18 protein-coding genes and 1 pseudogene are annotated in these 19,201 nt (G+C 52.6%); 7 read left to right on the top strand and 12 right to left on the bottom strand.

Features of this window, described 5'->3' with window-relative positions; genetic code table 11:
* Positions 1-17: 17 nt before the first annotated feature.
* The 3 genes from WNY38_RS08815 to WNY38_RS08805 are packed head-to-tail and all read right to left on the bottom strand — an operon-like array spanning position 18 to position 3,184.
* On the bottom strand, positions 18-1,169 hold the full coding sequence (locus WNY38_RS08815; RefSeq protein WP_342856970.1) for a fumarylacetoacetate hydrolase family protein: 1,152 nt from the start codon (positions 1,167-1,169) through the stop codon (positions 18-20).
* A 10-nt stretch (positions 1,170-1,179) separates the two neighbouring features.
* On the bottom strand, positions 1,180-2,559 hold the full coding sequence (locus WNY38_RS08810; RefSeq protein WP_342856969.1) for an FAD-linked oxidase C-terminal domain-containing protein: 1,380 nt from the start codon (positions 2,557-2,559) through the stop codon (positions 1,180-1,182).
* 37 nt (positions 2,560-2,596) lie between these two features.
* Positions 2,597-3,184, bottom strand: a complete 588-nt coding sequence (locus tag WNY38_RS08805) for a LysE family transporter (RefSeq protein WP_342856968.1) — start codon at positions 3,182-3,184, stop codon at positions 2,597-2,599.
* 185 nt (positions 3,185-3,369) lie between these two features.
* Here WNY38_RS08805 and WNY38_RS08800 point away from each other — a divergent pair, with 185 nt between their 5' ends.
* A complete protein-coding gene (locus WNY38_RS08800; RefSeq protein ID WP_342856967.1) occupies positions 3,370-4,131 on the top strand; it encodes an SDR family oxidoreductase in 762 nt (253 codons plus the stop codon).
* A 48-nt stretch (positions 4,132-4,179) separates the two neighbouring features.
* On the top strand, positions 4,180-5,103 hold the full coding sequence (locus WNY38_RS08795; RefSeq protein ID WP_342856966.1) for an NAD(P)-dependent oxidoreductase: 924 nt from the start codon (positions 4,180-4,182) through the stop codon (positions 5,101-5,103).
* 62 nt (positions 5,104-5,165) lie between these two features.
* Here WNY38_RS08795 and WNY38_RS08790 read toward each other — a convergent pair whose 3' ends face one another.
* Together WNY38_RS08790 and WNY38_RS08785 are read right to left on the bottom strand one after the other, a co-directional pair.
* The gene (locus WNY38_RS08790) at positions 5,166-5,864 is read right to left on the bottom strand and encodes an RraA family protein (protein ID WP_342856965.1); all 699 of its coding nucleotides are present in this window, start codon (positions 5,862-5,864) and stop codon (positions 5,166-5,168) included.
* Between the two features lie 34 nt (positions 5,865-5,898).
* A complete protein-coding gene (locus WNY38_RS08785; RefSeq protein ID WP_342856964.1) occupies positions 5,899-6,378 on the bottom strand; it encodes a hypothetical protein in 480 nt (159 codons plus the stop codon).
* Between the two features lie 142 nt (positions 6,379-6,520).
* On the opposite strand from WNY38_RS08785, the gene WNY38_RS08780 reads away from it, so the two are divergent.
* Positions 6,521-8,302, top strand: a complete 1,782-nt coding sequence (locus WNY38_RS08780; protein WP_342856963.1) for an IlvD/Edd family dehydratase — start codon at positions 6,521-6,523, stop codon at positions 8,300-8,302.
* Between the two features lie 12 nt (positions 8,303-8,314).
* Positions 8,315-9,049, top strand: a complete 735-nt coding sequence (locus tag WNY38_RS08775) for an SDR family oxidoreductase (protein ID WP_342856962.1) — start codon at positions 8,315-8,317, stop codon at positions 9,047-9,049.
* Positions 9,050-9,087: 38 nt separating this feature from the next.
* Here WNY38_RS08775 and WNY38_RS08770 read toward each other — a convergent pair whose 3' ends face one another.
* The 6 genes from WNY38_RS08770 to WNY38_RS08745 all read right to left on the bottom strand — a co-directional run bounded on the left by WNY38_RS08770 (position 9,088) and on the right by WNY38_RS08745 (position 16,288).
* A complete protein-coding gene (locus WNY38_RS08770; protein ID WP_342856961.1) occupies positions 9,088-10,011 on the bottom strand; it encodes a DMT family transporter in 924 nt (307 codons plus the stop codon).
* A 24-nt stretch (positions 10,012-10,035) separates the two neighbouring features.
* A complete protein-coding gene (locus tag WNY38_RS08765) occupies positions 10,036-11,103 on the bottom strand; it encodes a Gfo/Idh/MocA family oxidoreductase (protein ID WP_342856960.1) in 1,068 nt (355 codons plus the stop codon).
* Positions 11,103-12,593, bottom strand: a complete 1,491-nt coding sequence (locus WNY38_RS08760) for an altronate dehydratase family protein (RefSeq protein WP_342857095.1) — start codon at positions 12,591-12,593, stop codon at positions 11,103-11,105. Before WNY38_RS08760 ends, WNY38_RS08765 begins: the two co-directional genes overlap by 1 nt.
* Before the next feature lie 142 nt (positions 12,594-12,735).
* Positions 12,736-14,364: a TRAP transporter large permease subunit gene (locus WNY38_RS08755; RefSeq protein ID WP_342856959.1), complete on the bottom strand. Its 1,629-nt coding sequence runs from the start codon at positions 14,362-14,364 to the stop codon at positions 12,736-12,738.
* A 1-nt stretch (position 14,365) separates the two neighbouring features.
* A complete protein-coding gene (locus WNY38_RS08750) occupies positions 14,366-15,136 on the bottom strand; it encodes a TRAP transporter small permease (protein WP_342856958.1) in 771 nt (256 codons plus the stop codon).
* A gap of 138 nt (positions 15,137-15,274) precedes the next feature.
* A complete protein-coding gene (locus tag WNY38_RS08745) occupies positions 15,275-16,288 on the bottom strand; it encodes a TRAP transporter substrate-binding protein (protein ID WP_342856957.1) in 1,014 nt (337 codons plus the stop codon).
* A gap of 232 nt (positions 16,289-16,520) precedes the next feature.
* Here WNY38_RS08745 and WNY38_RS08740 point away from each other — a divergent pair, with 232 nt between their 5' ends.
* The gene (locus WNY38_RS08740) at positions 16,521-17,180 is read left to right on the top strand and encodes a GntR family transcriptional regulator (RefSeq protein WP_342856956.1); all 660 of its coding nucleotides are present in this window, start codon (positions 16,521-16,523) and stop codon (positions 17,178-17,180) included.
* 198 nt (positions 17,181-17,378) lie between these two features.
* Positions 17,379-17,566: pseudogene (locus WNY38_RS08735) on the top strand (SDR family oxidoreductase); the annotation flags it as partial.
* A 13-nt stretch (positions 17,567-17,579) separates the two neighbouring features.
* Here WNY38_RS08735 and WNY38_RS08730 read toward each other — a convergent pair.
* On the bottom strand, positions 17,580-18,572 hold the full coding sequence (locus tag WNY38_RS08730) for a LysR substrate-binding domain-containing protein (protein WP_342856955.1): 993 nt from the start codon (positions 18,570-18,572) through the stop codon (positions 17,580-17,582).
* A 483-nt stretch (positions 18,573-19,055) separates the two neighbouring features.
* Between WNY38_RS08730 and WNY38_RS08725 the strand changes: the two genes are divergently transcribed.
* A partial coding sequence (locus WNY38_RS08725; RefSeq protein WP_342857094.1) for an acetyl-coenzyme A synthetase N-terminal domain-containing protein occupies positions 19,056-19,201 on the top strand: 146 nt, incomplete at its 3' end.

The following is a 19,201-nucleotide window of genomic DNA, read 5'->3' as shown; positions in this document are numbered from 1 at the left end:
TCTGTCTCCCAGTTTTATTAGATAAGATCGCGTGCAGCGAGGTTGCGCATCAAGGCTGATGTGCCAAAAGTCCACGCCGGACATTGCGTTGACAGACGCACCGTATTGGTGAGCGCGCCGAGCGTTGGTTCCGAAATGGTCACCACATCGCCCATTTTATGTGTGAAGCCCTGCCCCTTGGTGTCGCGGTCTTTGACCGGCGCAAACAGCGTGCCAAGAAACAGGAAAAACCCGTCGGGATATTGATGATGACGGCCAATGGTTTGGTCAACGATGCTTTGCGGCGTGCGCGAAATCTTGTTCATCGAGGACCGCCCATCCATCACAAAACCGTCGTCGCCTGAGACCTTAAGATCCACTTCGGCATTTTGCACAGTGTCCATGCCAAACGTGTCATCGAACAAGCGCACGAAAGGCCCGATGGAACAGGATGCATTGTTGTCTTTGGCCTTGCCCAACAACAAAGCAGACCGGCCCTCGACATCGCGCAAATTAACATCATTGCCCAAGGTCGCGCCCACAACCTTGCCCGTCGAAGTGACAGCCAAAACGATTTCGGGTTCAGGATTGTTCCAACTCGACATCGGATGCAAGCCAACAGACGCGCCCCAGCCAACGGCGCCCATGGGCTGCGATTTTGTGAAAACCTCAGCGTCGGGGCCAATGCCCACTTCTAAATATTGCGACCACAGGCCTTCGGCTTGCAACACCGTTTTGATCTCCATCGCCTTGTCAGAACCCGGCACAATACCCGACAGGCTGTCGCCAATACGTGCTTTGACTCGTGTGCGAATTTCTTCGGCGCGGTCCGCGTTGCCCGCGGCTTGCTCTTCGATCACGCGCTCGACCATGCTTTCGGCAAAGGTCACGCCAGAGGCTTTGATCGCTTGCAAATCAGCCGGGGCCAAAAAATGCAAAACCGCATCACCAGCACCTTCAACGGACCCATTGGCAACATCGCTCAACGTACCAATTGTCTCACCTTTAGCGGCACGCACGAAAGCCAATAGATCATCGCGTTCCAAAAGATCGCGCATGGTGGGCGCATCCTTTGATGTGATGTCGATCACCGCATCACCGCGCAAAACAACGAGACATGGACCGATGTCAGGCCGCCAAACGCGGCCAACAAATGTGGCGTCCGGCGTTGGGTTTGAAAAGGGAATCATAAGTTTACTTTCACAGATCAACTGCAGGAAAAATTTTGCCGGGGTTCAGAATGTTATTTGGATCCAAAGCGGCCTTAACGGCGCGCATATATGCAACGGCTGGCCCGTGTTCGGCCTCCATATATTTAGCTTTTCCAAGGCCGATCCCATGTTCTCCGGTGACGGTGCCGCCAAGACGCAACGCAAGTTTGCAAAGATTGTCGCTGAACTCTTTGACCCGAGCCAGCTCATCTGCGTCCTCGGGATCGATGCCAATGCCACAATGGAAATTGCCGTCCCCAACATGACCAACAATCGTCGAGGTGAGCCCCAAACGCTGGCTGCTCTCTTTGGCCTCAACGACAGCTTCGGCCAGTCGCGAGATCGGCACGCAAACGTCTGTGGACATCAAATGCTTGCCGGGGCTAAGTGCGCGCGACGCGTAATGTGCTTTGTGCCGCATGGACCAAAGGGCTGTACGTTCCTCGGCCTTTGACGTCCACGAAAACGCCTGCGCCGAGAACTCCGCAGCGATATCACCAAAACTTTCCGCCTGTTCAGCAACTGACGCAGGTGAGCCGTGGAATTCTACAAACAGATGTGGTTTCTCAGGCAGATCGCTTTTGGAATAGGCGTTAAAGCCGCGCACCATAACGTCGTCCAACAGCTCTATACGCGCCATTGGGATACCCGATTGAATGGTCAAGATGACGGTATTCACCGCGTCTTCGATGCTGTCAAAGTAACAGGTCGCAGCGGACATCGCCTCTGGAACGCCGTGTAATTTCACAGTCAGTTCCGTGATGATGCCCAACGTACCCTCAGACCCGATCAAGAGGTGGGTGAGATCATACCCAGACGAAGTCTTGCGTGCACCAGTGCCAGTGCGAATGATGGTGCCATCGGCCGTCACGACCTCTAGCGCCAAAATATTATCGCTCATCGTGCCGTATCTGACTGCCGTCGTGCCAGAGGCCCGCGTCGCGGCCATGCCACCAATCGAAGCATTCGCGCCCGGATCAACTGAAAAGAACAACCCTGTGTCGCGCAAATGCGTGTTGAGTTCTTCACGCGTCAATCCGGGTTGAACCGTGACTGTAAGGTCTTCGTCATGCACCTCTAAAACTTTGTTCATTTTAGAGAAATCAAGCGTCACGCCACCTTGGACGGGCAAGTGCTGCCCTTCCAAACACGTGCCCGCGCCGTAAGCCACAATCGGGCAGGCGTGGGTGTTACAAAGCTTGACGATCTGCGACACGTCATCAGTGTTTTCTGGAAAAACAACAGCATCAGGCGGGGTATGGGGAAAGTATGTCTCATTTTCGCCATGCTGCGCACGCACGGCATCAGACGTCACCAAACGATCCCCCAACAGACGCTCAAGCACTTTGAGAGCAGATTGAATTGTCATAAGAAAATCCTTTTTCTAGTGCAGATAGGGGACTGCATCACCCTGCCCCGCGCATCGAAAGTATCGCCAAAGCAACAACCAGCAACATAGAGGCGGCCATGGCGTAATTGATCGTACGCTGGGTCTTTTCAGTTAAATCCAGCCGGTGTAAAACAACCCCTGCATAGAGCCATCCCAGATGGATCGGAATCCACAGCACTGCGATCAGAGCAAGTTTGACGCTTGCCTCTAGAATCAAGTTGTCTGGGATAAAGGCGAAGCCCGAAAAGAACGCGATGTTGACGCTATAGGCTTTGGGATTGATGGCTTGCAGCAAAATTCCTTGCCCTATGCTCGGGGCGTTTTGGGCCTCAACAAAGGCTATTTTTGATCCTGCGAAGGCAATTTTGGCAGCGAGATATGTCAAGTAAACGACCGAGCACACCAGCAAAACAGTGCGCACGGCTGGCTGGGACAGGAGCACAGCGGCAATCCCCGAAATAGACGCCAACGCCACAAGGTTTGACCCGATGAACAACCCCACGACATAGCGCAGGCCAATGCGAAACCCGAAAGCAGCACCGACACCTGCCGCCGACAAAACGCCGGGGCCGGGTGTTACAATTAGGAAAAAGACCGCGCTCATAAAGATCAGCATATTGCGGCAACCGAAGTTGAATTGTTTTTCATGAGCGCCCTCTCCCGCAAAGCCGAAAACGGACTTCGCACATGTCTTGCATAACCTGTAAAATGGTATACCATTTTTGGGGAGCATCAAGACCAAGTTGCAAGTTTACAAATAATAACCCACTCAAAGGACATCGTGCCCCTATGAAACTGTTCGACCTCACCGGAAAAACCGCCCTTATCACTGGCTCATCAATGGGCATTGGATTCGCGCTTGCACGCGGGTTGTGCGAAGCTGGGGCGCAAGTGATCCTCAACGCGCGCGGCGCAGACAAACTGGACGCTGCCGCCGCCGAATTGCGCAAAGAGGGCCATACGGTTTTCACCCTGCCGTTTGATGTCACAGACCACGCAGGCGTCGCAGCGGCCGTGAACGGATTTGAAGAAGACCACGGCCCCATCGACATTTTGTTCAACAATGCAGGCATGCAACATCGCACGCCTTTACACGAATTCCCCGCAGATAAATTTGAACAATTGATGAAAACCAATGTGATGTCAGTGTTTAACGTTGGCCAAGCCGTCGCGGTTCATATGATCAAACGCGGCACTGGCAAAATCATCAACATCGCGTCGGTTCAAACTGCCCTCGCCCGTCCCGGTATTGCGCCTTATACAGCCACAAAAGGCGCTGTTGCCAACCTGACCAAAGGTATGGCCACAGATTGGGCTCCGCTTGGATTAAACTGCAACGCCATCGCGCCGGGATATTTCGATACGCCGCTAAATGCCGCTCTCGTTGCCGATCCCGAGTTCAGCTCATGGTTGGAAAAACGCACACCAGCTGGGCGCTGGGGCCAGATCGAAGAGCTTGTTGGCGCAGCTGTGTTCTTGTCGTCCAATGCATCAAATTTCGTAAACGGGCACACTCTATTCGTTGATGGCGGCATTACAGCCTCACTTTAAACCAATATTCCAACGACCCACTCACTGATCCTTTGGGAGGAGGAAACAATGACAGAGAAACCAACAGTAGGCTTTATTGGCGTAGGCTTAATGGGCCACGGTATGGCGGCAAATATTCTTAAAGGCGGCTATCCGTTGTACATTAAGGGCAATAGCAACCGCGAACCGATTGATGATCTTGTCTCAAAGGGCGCCGTTGAAATCACCAGCCCCAAAGAAATGGCAGCGCTTTGCGATGTCATTCATCTGTGTTTGCCAAACAGCGATTCAGTTGAGGCCGTCATCCGCGGCGACGACGGTATTTTGGCTGGCAGCAAAGCGGGGCTGGTCGTTGTAGATTCGAGCACTGCGAATCCGACATCCACTGTCGCTTTGGCCGAAGAATTGGAAGCCGCCGGCATGCATATGGTCGATGCACCTTTAGGCCGCACGCCAAAAGAAGCAGAGGCCGGCATGTTGGATGCCATGGTCGGCGCAGATGATGCGATTTTCGCCAAGGTCTTGCCCATCATCGATTGCTGGGCAGGGATCATCAATCACGTGGGGCCTGTTGGCTCTGCGCATAAGATGAAACTCATCATGAATTTTATATCGATGGGCTATGCCGCGCTTTATTCTGAGGCGCTGAGCATTGGTGTTAAATCGGGCGTTTCACCGCAGGTCATCAATGACGTGATCGGCGCGTCGCGCTTGTCCAACGGGTTCTTTGAAACCTTCATGGGCTGCGCTGTTGGACGTGACATGGACATCCATAAATTCTCGATCACCAATGCCTCAAAAGACGTGCATTACGCCTCTGCTATGGCGTCCAGCACACGCACGCTGAACCCTGTCGGCGAAGCTGTGAAATCCTATTATACTTTCGTCGAAGCCAATGGGCATGGCGCCGATTATTTGCCTCATTTGGCGGATCATGTCGCGAAGATGAATGGATTTGATCTGGCCGAAGCCGTTCGAAAAGGCGCGAAGTAAACACTCTATTTCCAGACATAGGAACGCCGCCCCAGCGAATTGCAAGGGGCGGCGTTCCCGCTTCAATCGATGTATTTCACGTCATTGCTGTCAAGCATATCCAAAATATTCTGCGGCACTTTAAGACCCTCTTCGACCTTTTTATCAAGCGTGGCCTCGAGCACTTTAATATCCACCAGCCGCGCGAGCACGGCGTCAATGTCTGCAAAAGGCACCACAACCACGCCATCGCGATCGGCGACGATCATATCGCCAGTTTCAACCTGACGCCCACCGATATTGACGCCAAATCCAATGGTGCCCGGCCCTGTCATCATTGGAGAATCCGGCGTTAGCCCTGTGCACCAACAGGGCAGTCCGACTTTCGCCACGCCCTCAAAATCACGGATTGGTCCGTCGGTCACATAGCCCACAGCACCGCCGTTCTTGGCCATTCCCATGACGCGGTCTCCAACGGTGGCGCAGCCTTGGTAACCGTCAACACCCGCGACCAATACATCGCCCTGCTGTATAAAACTCAACGCGGCAAAGGTCGCCAAAACATCACCCGGCCCGTTGTAGGCGGTAAGCGCGGGCCCCGCCGCGGTAAAAGGCAATCCCTCAGCAACACCAAGTGCCTGAATACTAAGGTGCATCGCGCCGATCCCGTCCATCGCATCGGCGACAAAGCCCGTGGGCACACCTTGAAACGCATCAATCTGCGCCTGATTTGGGCGCTGTCTAAGCCGTTTTATTTTAAGAGTGGCGGGTTGTTCCAGCATAGTTGCGTCCCTCGGTTTAAGCTAAGGCGTTAAATCATTTCAAGTTTTCAGACTGCGCGAACAGTTTGGCAAAAACCAATCCGTTTGCCGTCGCATCACAGCGTGCTGCTGTAATTTGTGTTTGCTCGGTCGGTGCTGCGCGCAGCATCGACAGTTCTGTCATACGCTGACATTGCAATTTGTTTTGCAGCAAATCGAATTTCACTTCGATGCCTGCGATACTCGCAATGTCTTCGCCACCTTTGTCTAACACAAGGTCCATGCGCGCGCCGATATACTGTGTCCACGTTGTTTGCGCCTCAAGAAAACACTGCAAAGCGGCCTGCGGCGCATCTGCAGTGAATTGAATGCACGCGCCAAGCGCCTCGTTCACGCAGGCGATGACGGGGCTGCCATTTTGCATTTGCGTTGCCAGGCAGGCTTCAACCTGATCTTGCGACTGCAGCATTTCGTCTGCACTCAGTGGGGCGGTGGGGGCAACACAAACCGCCGCGATCAAAACAAGTCGTTTCATTTGATTTCCCGATCATCATTTGACGCAAGCGCCATCCATAATTGCTCTTGCATTTGGTATACCAAATCGCGATGCTATGCAAAGCAACAATGATTACGTGATCTATTTTTCAGATCAATGGATCACGATGGAAGGGCGAAAGATGAGCAATACACGGGCTGGAAAAAGATTCAGATCACAAGAATGGTTTGACAATCCCAACAACCCGGGCATGACAGCGCTCTACCTAGAGCGTTATCAAAATCAGGCCTTTACCGTCGAAGAACTGCAAGATGAGCGCCCGATCATTGGCATCGCACAATCTGGATCTGATCTTGCCCCTTGCAACAAAATCCACGTGTTTTTGATGGACCGGATCAAAGCGGGCATCCGCGATGGCGGCGGCATCCCGATGGAATTTCCTGTTCATCCGATTCAAGAAACCGGCAAACGCCCGACCGCCGCTCTTGATCGCAACCTGTCTTATTTGGGCCTAGTCGAGGTGTTGCACGGTTATCCGATTGACGGCGTTGTCTTGACCACGGGCTGTGACAAAACCACCCCAGCGATGTTGATGGGGGCGGCCACAGTCGACATTCCCGCCATCGCGTTGAACGGCGGTCCCATGTTGGACGGCTGGTGGAAAGGCGAACGTGCGGGTTCGGGCACCATCATCTGGGAAAGCCGCCGATTATTGGCTGAAGGCAAAATCGACTACGAAGAATTTATCAAACGCGCCTGTTCATCAGCCCCTTCCCTTGGGCATTGCAACACCATGGGCACGGCGTCCACGATGAACGCGATGGCCGAGGCTTTGGGCATGTCTTTGACCGGAAACTCCGCCATTCCCGCGCCGTTTCGCGAGCGCATGAATATGGCTTATGAGACTGGCAAACGCATTGTCGGCATGGTGTTGGAAGACCTCAAACCCTCTGACATTATGACGCGCGAGGCGTTCGAGAACGCAATCGTGACGAACTCTGCCATCGGTGGTTCCACCAATGCGCCGCCCCATTTGCAAGCCGTCGCACGCCATATCGGTGTCGAATTGAATGTGAAGGACTGGGAAACTGTCGGCTTTGATGTGCCGCTTTTGGTCAACATGCAGCCTGCGGGCAAATATCTTGGCGAAAGCTTTTACCGCGCAGGCGGCGTGCCTGCCGTGATGGCAGAACTGCAAAAGGCCGGTCGCATTCATCAAGGTGCCATGACCGCCACAGGCAAAACGATGGGCGAAAACCTGAAGGGGTTGGAATCTGAAGACACAGACGTGATCAAAACTTACGATGCCCCTATGCGTGTGAACGCAGGTTTCATGGTACTTTCAGGCAATCTGTTTGACAGCGCCTTGATGAAAACCTCGGTGATTTCACAAGATTTCCGCGAACGTTTCCTGTCTGAGCCGGGCAACGAGGGCGTCTATGAAGCCCGCGCCGTGGTGTTTGAAGGACCAGAAGATTACCACAATCGGATCAATGACCCCACGCTTGAGATCGATGAGAAAAGTATCTTGTTCATCCGCGGTGTCGGCTGTGTTGGCTATCCTGGCTCTGCCGAGGTCGTGAACATGCAGCCGCCAGATGCGATCATTCGCCAAGGCATCAATCACCTGCCAACCGTAGGCGACGGGCGTCAATCAGGTACATCTGAAAGCCCGTCCATTTTGAACGCCTCACCAGAAAGCGTGGTCGGTGGAGGCTTGGCCCACTTGAACACAGGCGACATGGTCAAACTTGATCTGAACGCGCGGGTGTTGAACGCCATGGTGGATGACGCCGAATGGCAGGCGCGCATTGATGCGTGGACCCCACCTGAGCTGCACAATCAAACACCGTGGCAAGAAATTTACCGCAAGAATGTCGGACAGCTTTCGACGGGCGGATGTTTAGAACTGGCGACGGCCTATCAAAAAGTCGGGCAAGATTTGCCACGCGACAACCACTAGGAGCACCTTGAAATGCAAACAATTATTGTAACAGGCGCAGGCAGCGGCGTCGGACGCGCCACGGCACATGCCTTTTTGAAAGCGGGCTGGAAGGTCGGACTTGTGGGGCGCCGCGAAGCGCCTTTGCAAGAGACAGCCGAAGGTTATGAGCACGCCATGGTACTGCCCTGCGATGTGACCAATGAAGCAGAAGTCGACGCACAGTTTGGCAAAGCCTTTGCCGCATGGGGCCGCGTTGACGCGCTGTTCAACAATGCGGGCGTCAGCATGAAGGGCGCGCCGGTTGACGAGCTGTCTGTTGATGAATTTCGCAATCTGATCGACGTGAATGTCGGCGGTGCCTTCATTGCCGCACGTGCGGCTTTCGGTTTGATGCGCAAACAATCGCCACAAGGCGGTCGGATCATCAACAATGGGTCTGTGTCAGCTTACGTGCCGCGCATCGGTTCGGCACCTTACACGATGTCCAAACACGCTGTGCTTGGCTTGACCCGCACATTGTCGCTTGATGGTCGCCCGTTCAACATCGCTTGTGGTCAGATCGATATCGGCAACGCATTAACGGATATGGCGCAAACCATGACCACAGGCATGCCGCAAGCCAATGGCTCGATCGAAATCGAACCGGTGATGCATGTCGATAATGTCGCGAATTCCGTGCTGCATATGGTGACCCTACCTGAGGGCACCAACGTGCAGTTCATGACTGTTATGGCCACCAACATGCCCTACATCGGACGCGGCTAACCAGCACACGAGTTCCTCCCAGAAGCGGGCTGCGTCGATTACGATGTGGCCCGCTTTTGCGTTTGGGCCATGTTGGATCGTTCGCGCTGCCAAATGTAAATGCCAGAGCCGATAATGATCAAGCCACCCACCAGCGTCCACAGCGTTGGCCATGTGCCAAACACGAAATAGCTGGCAGCTGCAGCCAAGATGATTTGGATGTAGACCACTGGCGCCAAAAGCGATGCATCTGCCAATCGATGTGCGTAAGTGGCGCTGATATGGCCGAACCCGCCAAACAGCCCAATGGCAACCAAGACAATATAATCGACGGCCTGCGTCGGCCAAACCCAGATTGGCAAGACCACGGGCGCAAGGCACATTACGGCAAACCCCGATGACCAAAGCTGCATGGTCGAATTGCGCTCAATACCAGCCAACAACCGCGTCATCACAAAATACATCGCAGCCAAAATCAAGGCGGCAATATTTAAAAGCATCGCGGGATGGAATTCAGCCCCCCAAGGCTGCATGACAACCAACACCCCTAAAAAACCAACGCACACGGCTATGACACGGCGCATGCCAACTTTTTCCTTGAGCACAGGAATGGCCAAAATCGTCACCACCACAGGGGCCGCGAACATAATCGTCGTCGTCGTTGTGATTGGCAAATACTTAAGCGACATGAAGTTGAAGGTCGTGGTGCCCAGCAAAAACAGCGCCCTTAAGAACTCTTTCCAAGGGCTATTGGACCGTAAAGCATTCAGGCCTTGCGTTGGGACAAAGAGTGCCAATGATAAAAGAAAATGCACTGCATATCTGGCAAAGACGACCTGAAGAGCAGGCAAGCCAGCCAATATAAGCCACTTGGCTGATGTATCGATGCAAGTGAACATCAAGATCGCGAGCGCCATCATGACCACCCCAAGCCCGAGTTTATCTTCACGCGGAGCCACCGTTTTCAACGCAGAGCTGGGCATATATGTCTTCCTAAATAAGTGTAATCATAACACATCGCCGTTGTAGTCATACGGTACGTGACCTAATTTTACTGTTTTATTGTGATGCGCTGACATGAGCGTGGCCAACGTGGCCTCAAGCGTTTTCAAACCGTCGCGCCCCGTCGCCAAAAGATCGTCTTGACCGCCATCCACGACATAGGCAAAGCGTTCAATCTGTACCAAGAGCGGATCGATTTTTGAAAAACTTGGGCCTTTAGTCTTGATCAACTCAGACCGCCAGTCAGTGGAACGGACACCAGCCTCGTGCCACAAGGTTAGGCTTGGGAAAGACAGCGCACCCTGTGTACCTATGATGCGCAGGGAATCTTGGCCAGAGGTCGCCAAATCTGGGTTCTCGCCCGTCGCAGCTTCAAATGACCAAGGGGACACACCTGCATCAGAAATAAGGAACGATCCAAGACTGTTGTTTTCAAAACGAAAGCTTAAAGACGCAGTGTCTTCAACATCAAGGCCGCGTGCGGTGTTTGACACCATCGCGCAAACGCTTTCGATCTCACCGGCAAAGAACCGCAACAGATCAATTTCGTGGCTGAGATTGGTCAAAATAGGCCCTGCCCCAGCCCTGCGTCGCCATTCGACATCATAATAGGTGTCATGTTTGCGCATCGACCAAAGGCCCTGCACCGCAACAATGTCGCCGATGGCCTTCAAGTGATTGCGCGCCGCGATTGAAAACGGATGACAGCGGCGGTGATGACCGACGAACAAGGGCAAGCCCAATCGTTCAGCGGCCTCACACAGCGCCTTGCCCTCGCCAATGGTGCCCGTGACAGGTTTTTCAACCAGCACAGCCCAACCGCGATCCAGTGCTGTTTGTGCACTGTTCGCGTGGTCTTGAGTTGGGGTGGCTATCACTGCGCCTTTGGTGTGTTTTGGCACTTCGTCGACACTGGCTACAGCCGGAAACTCAAGATTAATCAGCTCTTTGCGCCGCGCAAAAACGGGTTCAACAACGGCTGTCAGCTCAATAAGTTCTGAAGCCGCTGCAATACTCATGTGCCGAAATCCGATTGATCCGCCACCGATCACACAAAGAGGCGTCCGTGTCATTACATCACGGCTCCCACGTTCCATGGCACAAATTCATAATCGCCAAGACCTTGGGCTTCGGATTTCGTTGGCTCACCCGACGCCATCCGCAACCAAGCGTCATAAATCTCGCGTCCGACCTCTTCGACAGCGGCACCTTCAGTCAGCACGCGACCCGCGTTGATGTCCATATCTTCGGACATCCGCGTGAACATTTCGGTGTTTGACGCGACTTTAAGCGTCGGTGATGGCTTTGATCCAAATGCAGACCCGCGCCCCGTCGTGAACACCACCAAGTTACAGCCCGATGCGATTTGCCCTGTGACGGACGCGGGGTCATAACCGGGGCTGTCCATAAAGACAAAACCGCGTTCAGTGACGGTTTCCGCGTATTTATAAACGCCGTTCAAAGGCGTCGTGCCCCCTTTGGCCGCAGCGCCCAGAGATTTTTCCAAGATGGTGGTCAGGCCACCTTTTTTGTTTCCGGGGCTTGGGTTGTTGTCCATGCTGCCTTTGTTGATCGATGTGTATTCTTGCCACCAATCGATCAAACCAAGCAGTTTGGTCGCAACATCATCGCTTGAGGCACGCGCGGTCAAAAGATGCTCGGCGCCGTAAATTTCAGGGGTTTCAGCCAGCACACCTGTGCCACCTTGCGCCACCAACAGATCAACAGCGTGACCCACAGCAGGGTTCGCCGTAATACCAGACCAAGCGTCAGACCCACCGCATTGCAGCGCCACCATCAATTCGGAAGCAGGACATTCAGTGCGAGTGTCTTCATTAACGATGGGCAACATAGCTTCGACTTTTTTGATGCCAAGTTCTACGGTTTTGCGCAGACCACCAACATCTTGGATATTCATCGCCTGAAAGCGTGGACCAGGCACCAAACCGTAGCTTTCGATCAGCCAATCAATCTGCATCATTTCGCAGCCAAGACCGGCCATCAAAACGCCGCCGACATTCGGGTTTTTCGCATAGCCCCAAAGCGTGCGTTGAAGCAATTCAAAGCCCGTGCCGTCGCCGCCCATAGCACAACCTGTGCCGTGGCAAAATGCTGCGACACCATCCACATTGGGATAGTCTGCCAGTTTTTCGTAAGTGAAATGCGCAGCAATCATTTTGGCGGCTGTAGCAGAACAGTTCACCGAGGTCAAAACGGCGATAAAGTTACGGGTGCCAACACGACCGTTTGCGCGCTTGTACCCCATGAATGTATCGGGTTTGGCAGCGGGGGGCGCAGGCAACAAGTTGGTGCCAAAAGCATGCTCTTGGTCGACGTTGCGAAAGTCTAGATTGTGAATGTGAACATGGCTGCCCTTGGCGATGTCCATCGCGGCATAGCCAATGATCTGCGCATACTTGTGAACGGCATCCCCTTTGGCGATGTCCGCAGTCGCGATCTTATGCCCACGTGGGATCAGCTCAACAGCCCCATCTTCGCCGACTTGAAGGGGACGGACAGCCGTCACGACATTGTCGCGGTCTGAAAGTCTAACAGTGTTGATGGGGGCAGTTGTCATAAGAATTCGCCTGAGATTTAGGGAGGTTACAGATTATCGGTAAAAACTTTGCCGGAGCGGACGCACCGCTCCGGCAAAGTTTGCAAAGTCAAATTGCAGGTTTAGATTTTGGTGCGCGGTTTGCGCATCATAAGAACACTTCAATCAGTGACGGCCACATGATCAAGACAGTCAAAGCGAACAGTTGGATCGCGATGAACGGCAAGAAGCCTTTGAAGATATCGACCAAGGTGATGTGCGATGGTGCCACAGATTTTAAATAGAACGCCGCAGGACCAAAGGGCGGTGACAGGAAGGAAACCTGCATATTCATACAGAACACCACACCGAACCAAATCGCCACGTTCTTGGATTCCAGCGCACCAAACACGCCAATCTCGTCAATCGGCAGTTTCAGAACGATGGGCAAGAACACGGGCATGATCAAAAGCACGATGCCAACCCAATCCATGAACATCCCCATAATTAGGAAGATGAACATCATCACAAGAATAACGCCCATGGTTGGCAGGTCTGCGCCCAAGATAATGTTGGCCACATAAGTAGGACCGCCAGCCAAGGTGTAAGCCGCAGCCAAAGCTGCCGCACCGATGGTCACCCAGATGATCGTCCCAGTCGATTTTAGCGTACGCATCAAGCTGTCATATACGATATCGAAAGTCATCTCGCGACGCAGCGCACTGATGGTGAATACCGCGATAACGCCCATGCCAGCCGCTTCGGTGATGCCCGTGATGCCGCCGTAAATGGACCCAAGAACAACACCGATCACAACAGTAGGCGCGATCAAGCCTTTGCCCATTTGCCAACCTTCGTCAGTACGTTCTTTGCCTACGATGAAACGCATCACAACGAATGACAATGCAAAGGCCGCCACGATAAAGGGCAAATCACTTACCATTCCAAGGAAGATCGGCTCGACACCTGTCGTCACTGCATTATCGCCTGTGAGCGTAAAGAACATCGCACGCACAAAGATAACACCTGTGACCCACATCGAAAACTTAGCCATGAACCCAAGGAACATCAGCGATTTTTCAGACCCGTGTGGGGCTTCTGGATCAGGCTCAGGCAAGGGCGCCAAAGAGGGATCCAACCGCGTGCGGATGACAATGTACAAGATGAAGAAACTCGCCAGCATAAAGCCCGGCAAAAAAGACGCCGTGAACAAAGCTTTGATCGACGTCTCAGTGATAAGGCCGTAGAAAATTAAAACGATAGACGGCGGGATCATTGTGCCCAAAGATCCAGAGGCACAGATCGTCCCGATGGCCAAGTTTTGGTTGTACCCAAGACGCAGCATCTGCGGCAAAGCGATCAAACCCAGCAGCACAACTTCGCCACCGATGATCCCAGACATCGCCGCCATGATCACAGCCATGACAGAGGTCACAACAGCAATACCACCACGTGTACGCGCCAGCCAAACATTGAGCGACGAATACATATCTCGCGCAATACCGGTGCGTTCCAACAGGGACGCCATAAAGATAAACAACGGCACCGATATCAGAACATAGTTCGTCATCTGTCGATAAACCGCCTGCCCCAACACGTTGAACGGGCCGCGACCAAAGTCGCTGAACATCAGCTCAGGGCCGAATTTCATCACCAAAGTTGCAACAGCCAAAAAGGCAGAGGCAAAGCCAAGCGGCATACCCAGCGCCAAAAGCGCAAACATGCCAAGCAAGAGCAGGAGCGAAAGCGTGCCAATGTCGGCCACTTTCATCCATGCGAAGGCTTCTAAGAATTCCATATCAATCTTCCCTCAACGTCGCGCGGATATTTTCGATTTCAGTCTCATCAATATCGTCATGCGCGGCGGGCTCTTTGTGCCAATCGGCAATAAGATTGGACAAGGCTTGCAAAGCAACAAGACACATGATGATCAAGATGGCAGGTTTGAGCGTCGCTGGAATGGGTGGATCCCATGCAGTGCCAAATGTTTCCATCCGCATGAATTTGAGTTTCGCTTCATCAAAGCCCCCCCAGACCATGGCGAAGCTAAAGACCCAAATCAGAAACACTGAAATGACGTCAGCAAGCTTTTTCATCCAACGCGGCAGGATGTCGTAGATGACATAGATACGAATGTGGCTGCGCTGCTGCATGGCGTAAAGCCCAGCAAGCAAGAACAAAAACGATGCCATCCACAGGGACATTTCATTGGCCCAAAGTGTCGGCGCGTTAAACCCGTAGCGCGAAACCACTTCGTAGAACATCACCAAAACAAGACACACAACGCCGATCATCGAGATGCGCGAACACACCAAGGAAAGAATATCAAAGAACCCTTGCGGTTTTGATTCAATCGGACCGACCGTGTCGGACAGGTAAATGGATGTCAGCAAAACCGTGCCCGAGAAGGTGAACAAAATCATCTGCGCTAAAGGTACGCCTGATGGGCTCAGTAGATCGTACATCGTCACGGGTTCGGCTGCGACAAAGGTTTGAATCGCCATCCACGCAAAGGTGATGGCGGCGGCTACGGCAAATCCAATCATCCCAAAACGGATTGGTTTGCGCATCGAGCCGAGCCATATGCTCTCGCTTTCCATGTGCTTAGCACCCCACTATTTAAGTTTTTAAGTTTTGAGGGAGAGAGGGCGAACCAAATACAATTCAGTTCGCCCATCATTCCATAATCGCAGACTGCGATGTTCAGCTTACTCTGGAAGCAAACCGAGTTGTTTTAGGTAACCACGGTGGCTTTCAACAAGTGCCACAGCTTTAGGTGAACCTTCAGCAAACGCATCCCATGATTTTTGAGCTGCAGCGCGGAAAGACGCTTTGTCTTCAGCAGACCAATCGTACAAAGTCACGCCTTGAGTTTTCAACATTGCAGCTGCTTCAGCGTTTTTCTTTTCGTTAGAAAGCGCTGTGTGCAATGCCAATTTTTGCATGGCAGTGTCCATGATACGGCGTTCCATGTCGCTCATGCCGTCCCAAACTGCTTTGTTACAAGCAAGATGGTCAGATGGCATAGAGTGGAAGCCAGGGTAGTTGGCGTGCTTCACGATGTCGTACAGACCAAGGCCAACGTTGTTCGCAAGACCAGACGCATCTGCGCCGTCGATGATGCCAGTTTCAAGCGCTGTAAAGATCTCAGTGAAATCCATCACGATTGGAGTTGCGCCCAGTTCGGTGAAGATCGCTGTTTCAAGACCTGGTGGTGAACGGAATTTCCAGCCTTTCAAATCTTCTGGACCCGCGATTGGACGCGAAGATGCGAAAGATTCTTGGCCGTAGATCCACCAGCCAACAAGCTGCATGCCTTCTGAGTTGTAGAGCGCTTGTGCCGCGTCATAGCCGCCACCGTAGTAGAGCCAAGACAGCTGCTGCCAAGGTGTGTCGTAGCCGCCCATGATGTCACCAACGAATTGGAACGCTGGGTCTTTACCTGTTTGGTATGCGCCACCAGTCATGTCACAATCGAGAATGCCGTTTACGGCCGCATCGAATGTTTCAACAGTTGCCACAACAGATGACGAATAGAACATCTCGATGGTGAGTTCGCCGCCAGACATAGTCTGTACGTCGTCAACAAATTGTGCCGCAAGCTTACCGGATGGGTGCTCTGTCGCGTAGTGCGTTTGGATACGCAGATGTGTTTCTGCGTCGGCAGCTCCAGCCAGTACAGTCGCTGCAGCGGTCGCTGTCATGAGTGTTTTAAATTTCATTGTCGTCCTCCCTTGCGACGTTACCGCCGCGTTATCTTCATCGACAGAATCCTCAGTCTGTCGTCGAGATGGTATACCATCCCAGCAGAGGCTAACGAGGTCGCAATAGACAATCAACAAAAATTTGGTATACCAAATGAGATAATTTCACTTTCCTCTGGACCATAGATCATTAATCGCGCAACAACACTAAACTAGCCAAGACAAATAATCACCGTAGGCTATGGAAAAGATGACCGATAAAGCACTGCCTGATCAGATCGCCGATAAGCTGCGCCGCGACATCCTAAAAGGGGTACTCGCCCCAGGTCAGCAAATAAAAGAGCGCGATCACGCCACCGATTTGGATGTCTCTAGAACACCCATGCGCGAAGCGATTCGTATTTTGGCAAAAGAGGGTCTCGTGCTGTTGCGCCCGTCGCGCAGTCCCATCGTTGCAGATCCATCTTATGAAGAAATTTCTGATGCAATAGAAGTACTTACAGCTCTAGAGCTGCGCTGTGGTGCACTGGCATGTAAACACGCGACAGACGATGACATCGCGCGGATTCAAGCCATGCAAGACCATATGGATGACTGTCAGGGCAAGATTGATCGAATAGATTTCTTCGAACTCGACATGCAATTTCATATGGCGATTGCAGAGGCTACGCAAAACGCTGTCCTTGCTGAAACGCACAGCGCCTTTGTGCGTCGTATGTGGCGCGCCCGTTATTTGTCAGCCATCCGCAAAGATAGTTCCGCGCGTGTCAAACGTCAGCACCACGACATAATGCAAGCCTTTAGCGAAAGAGATGTTTACCGCATGTGCGCGAGTATCGGCATCCACCTTGATGCGTTGCTCGAAAATGTCAAAGACAAATACGCCAGCGAGACCGAAGACCTGCAATAGATCCAAGCCAGCCTTAAGCTGGGCTACCCTTATGCTTAAGCTATTGTGATGGATCTCAAGTGCCCCCGCCCTTTGATAGGGAAACGCCCCCTGCGGCACCGTCAAAAGGAAATTAAAATGGCCCGCTCACCGAGCCTTTCCGCCTCAAACACCAGCCTTGCCCGCCGCGCGTGGAACATCCGGCGCACAGCTTTACGTATCTCCACCGACATCACGGCTGGCCTGCTCCCCCCCAAATCAATACCCAAATTGTCGAAGGCATTCCCATGGGACGTGCTGGCGACGCCTCAGATGTAGCGGGCTGCGCGTTGTTTTTGGCCTCAGAACTGTCGGCCTATGTCACAGGCTCTGAAATCGATGTGAATGGCGGCTCGTTGATACATTAAAGCGATCTATACCTTAAGGGCGCTTTGAGCCCCAAAACACATCTGACGGCACATCAATCACATCCGAGCTCAAGCCATGTCGATCCATAAGACGTGCGGTCAGGTCACTATGCGCCTCGGCTTGCTGAGTCATCCACGACACAAAAGTAACCGCGGCACGACGCTTCATATGCCGCGCGGGGCAGACCACCCAATAGGCCGGAAATTCGATCACCGGCAGAGACGGCGTGACAGGCACAAGGTCGCCGCGCTCCAATTCTTTCGCCGCAACCGCCAACGATTCAAGTACAACGCCAACCCCATCAACAGCCATTTGCAATGCAAGCGACGAGCGGTCCAACAGAATAGACTTGGTGTTTGAAGTCACAGTCAAATTGTTTCGTTGCAACCAAAAATCCCACTGACAAATCGCCCGCGCACTGTCGATCAGTTGTGCCCCATCCAATAAGGCTTCAGGGTCAGAACCAAAGCGCGCCCGCAAATCGTCACGCACACTTGGACTGCACAGCGGCAGAACTTGATCCTGCAAAATCGGTTTGCAATGAAACACACCCCAATCGGACAGGCCATAACGAATATCAAAATCCATGACATCGCGATCAAAATCCGTCGGATCTGATCCGGCATCAATGCGCAAATCCCAACCGGGATGATTTTGCACAAAATTCGCCAAACGCGGCCCCAGCCACCGCACGCCAAAACTGGGCGTCACACGTAAATTGAGCCTGCGCGTTTCGTGTTGCTTGCTCAAGTGACGTTCTGCGTCTTTTAACATGCGAATGGCTGAGGCACTGGCTCGAAACAGCTGTTCACCTTCCAAGGTCAAGCTTGACGTCCGACCTTCTCGGCGAAACAACTTGATGCCCAATTGCTGCTCCAGCAATTTAATTTGCTGACTGACGGCAGATGGCGACACCAATAGCTCTTCTGCCGCGCGCGTAACGGATTTGCGTCTCGCGACAGCTTCAAAAAATACATAACTGTTCAGGCTATTCATGCGCGCCATTGGGTACTCCGATTTGGTATACCATACTACACAGGCCGCGTAGACAAGGGCAACTCCTGTGTAAACATAGCCGGTATTTGCATTGAAACTCCAAGATCCCACATCCCTTTTGTAAAGCTACAACGCGGTAAAAAGCGTTGCCAAAGTCCTTGGGAACGAGTCGCCCAAGCGCGCCGCTTAGCGTTTTCTCACGACACCAACATATCCGCACCAGACCAGTCAGATTAATGTTAGCGCCCCCATTTACGCATTTAAGATCATCAAACGTCAGACGACAAAAAATGAGCGTCACTTAAGTATTTGTAAATCAAATATTTTTCCCTTTTAGTAAATAGTATTTACAAAAAAATAACTGAAATGGCAAAACAGTTTACAAAAAAATCAAACACTACCAGTAAGTTACAAGATATTTGACACTAATGGTTATAAAAACCTGTAAGTGGCGGCCAAACAAAATGGGCTGCACCGTCAGGGAGGACGATCATGACGACGAAGACTTATTCACCTGATGCCGCATTTACGGCGTCTGCTTATGTTGATCGCGCGGGTTATGATGCGATGTATGCGGCGTCTGTGGCGGATCCTGAGGCGTTTTGGGGCGAGCAGGGCAAAATCTTGGATTGGATCGA

The sequence above is a fragment of the Pacificibacter sp. AS14 genome, from assembly GCF_038899935.1.
Classification (GTDB): Bacteria; Pseudomonadota; Alphaproteobacteria; order Rhodobacterales; family Rhodobacteraceae; genus Celeribacter.
This window is presented reverse-complemented; position numbering and strand designations above follow the sequence as displayed.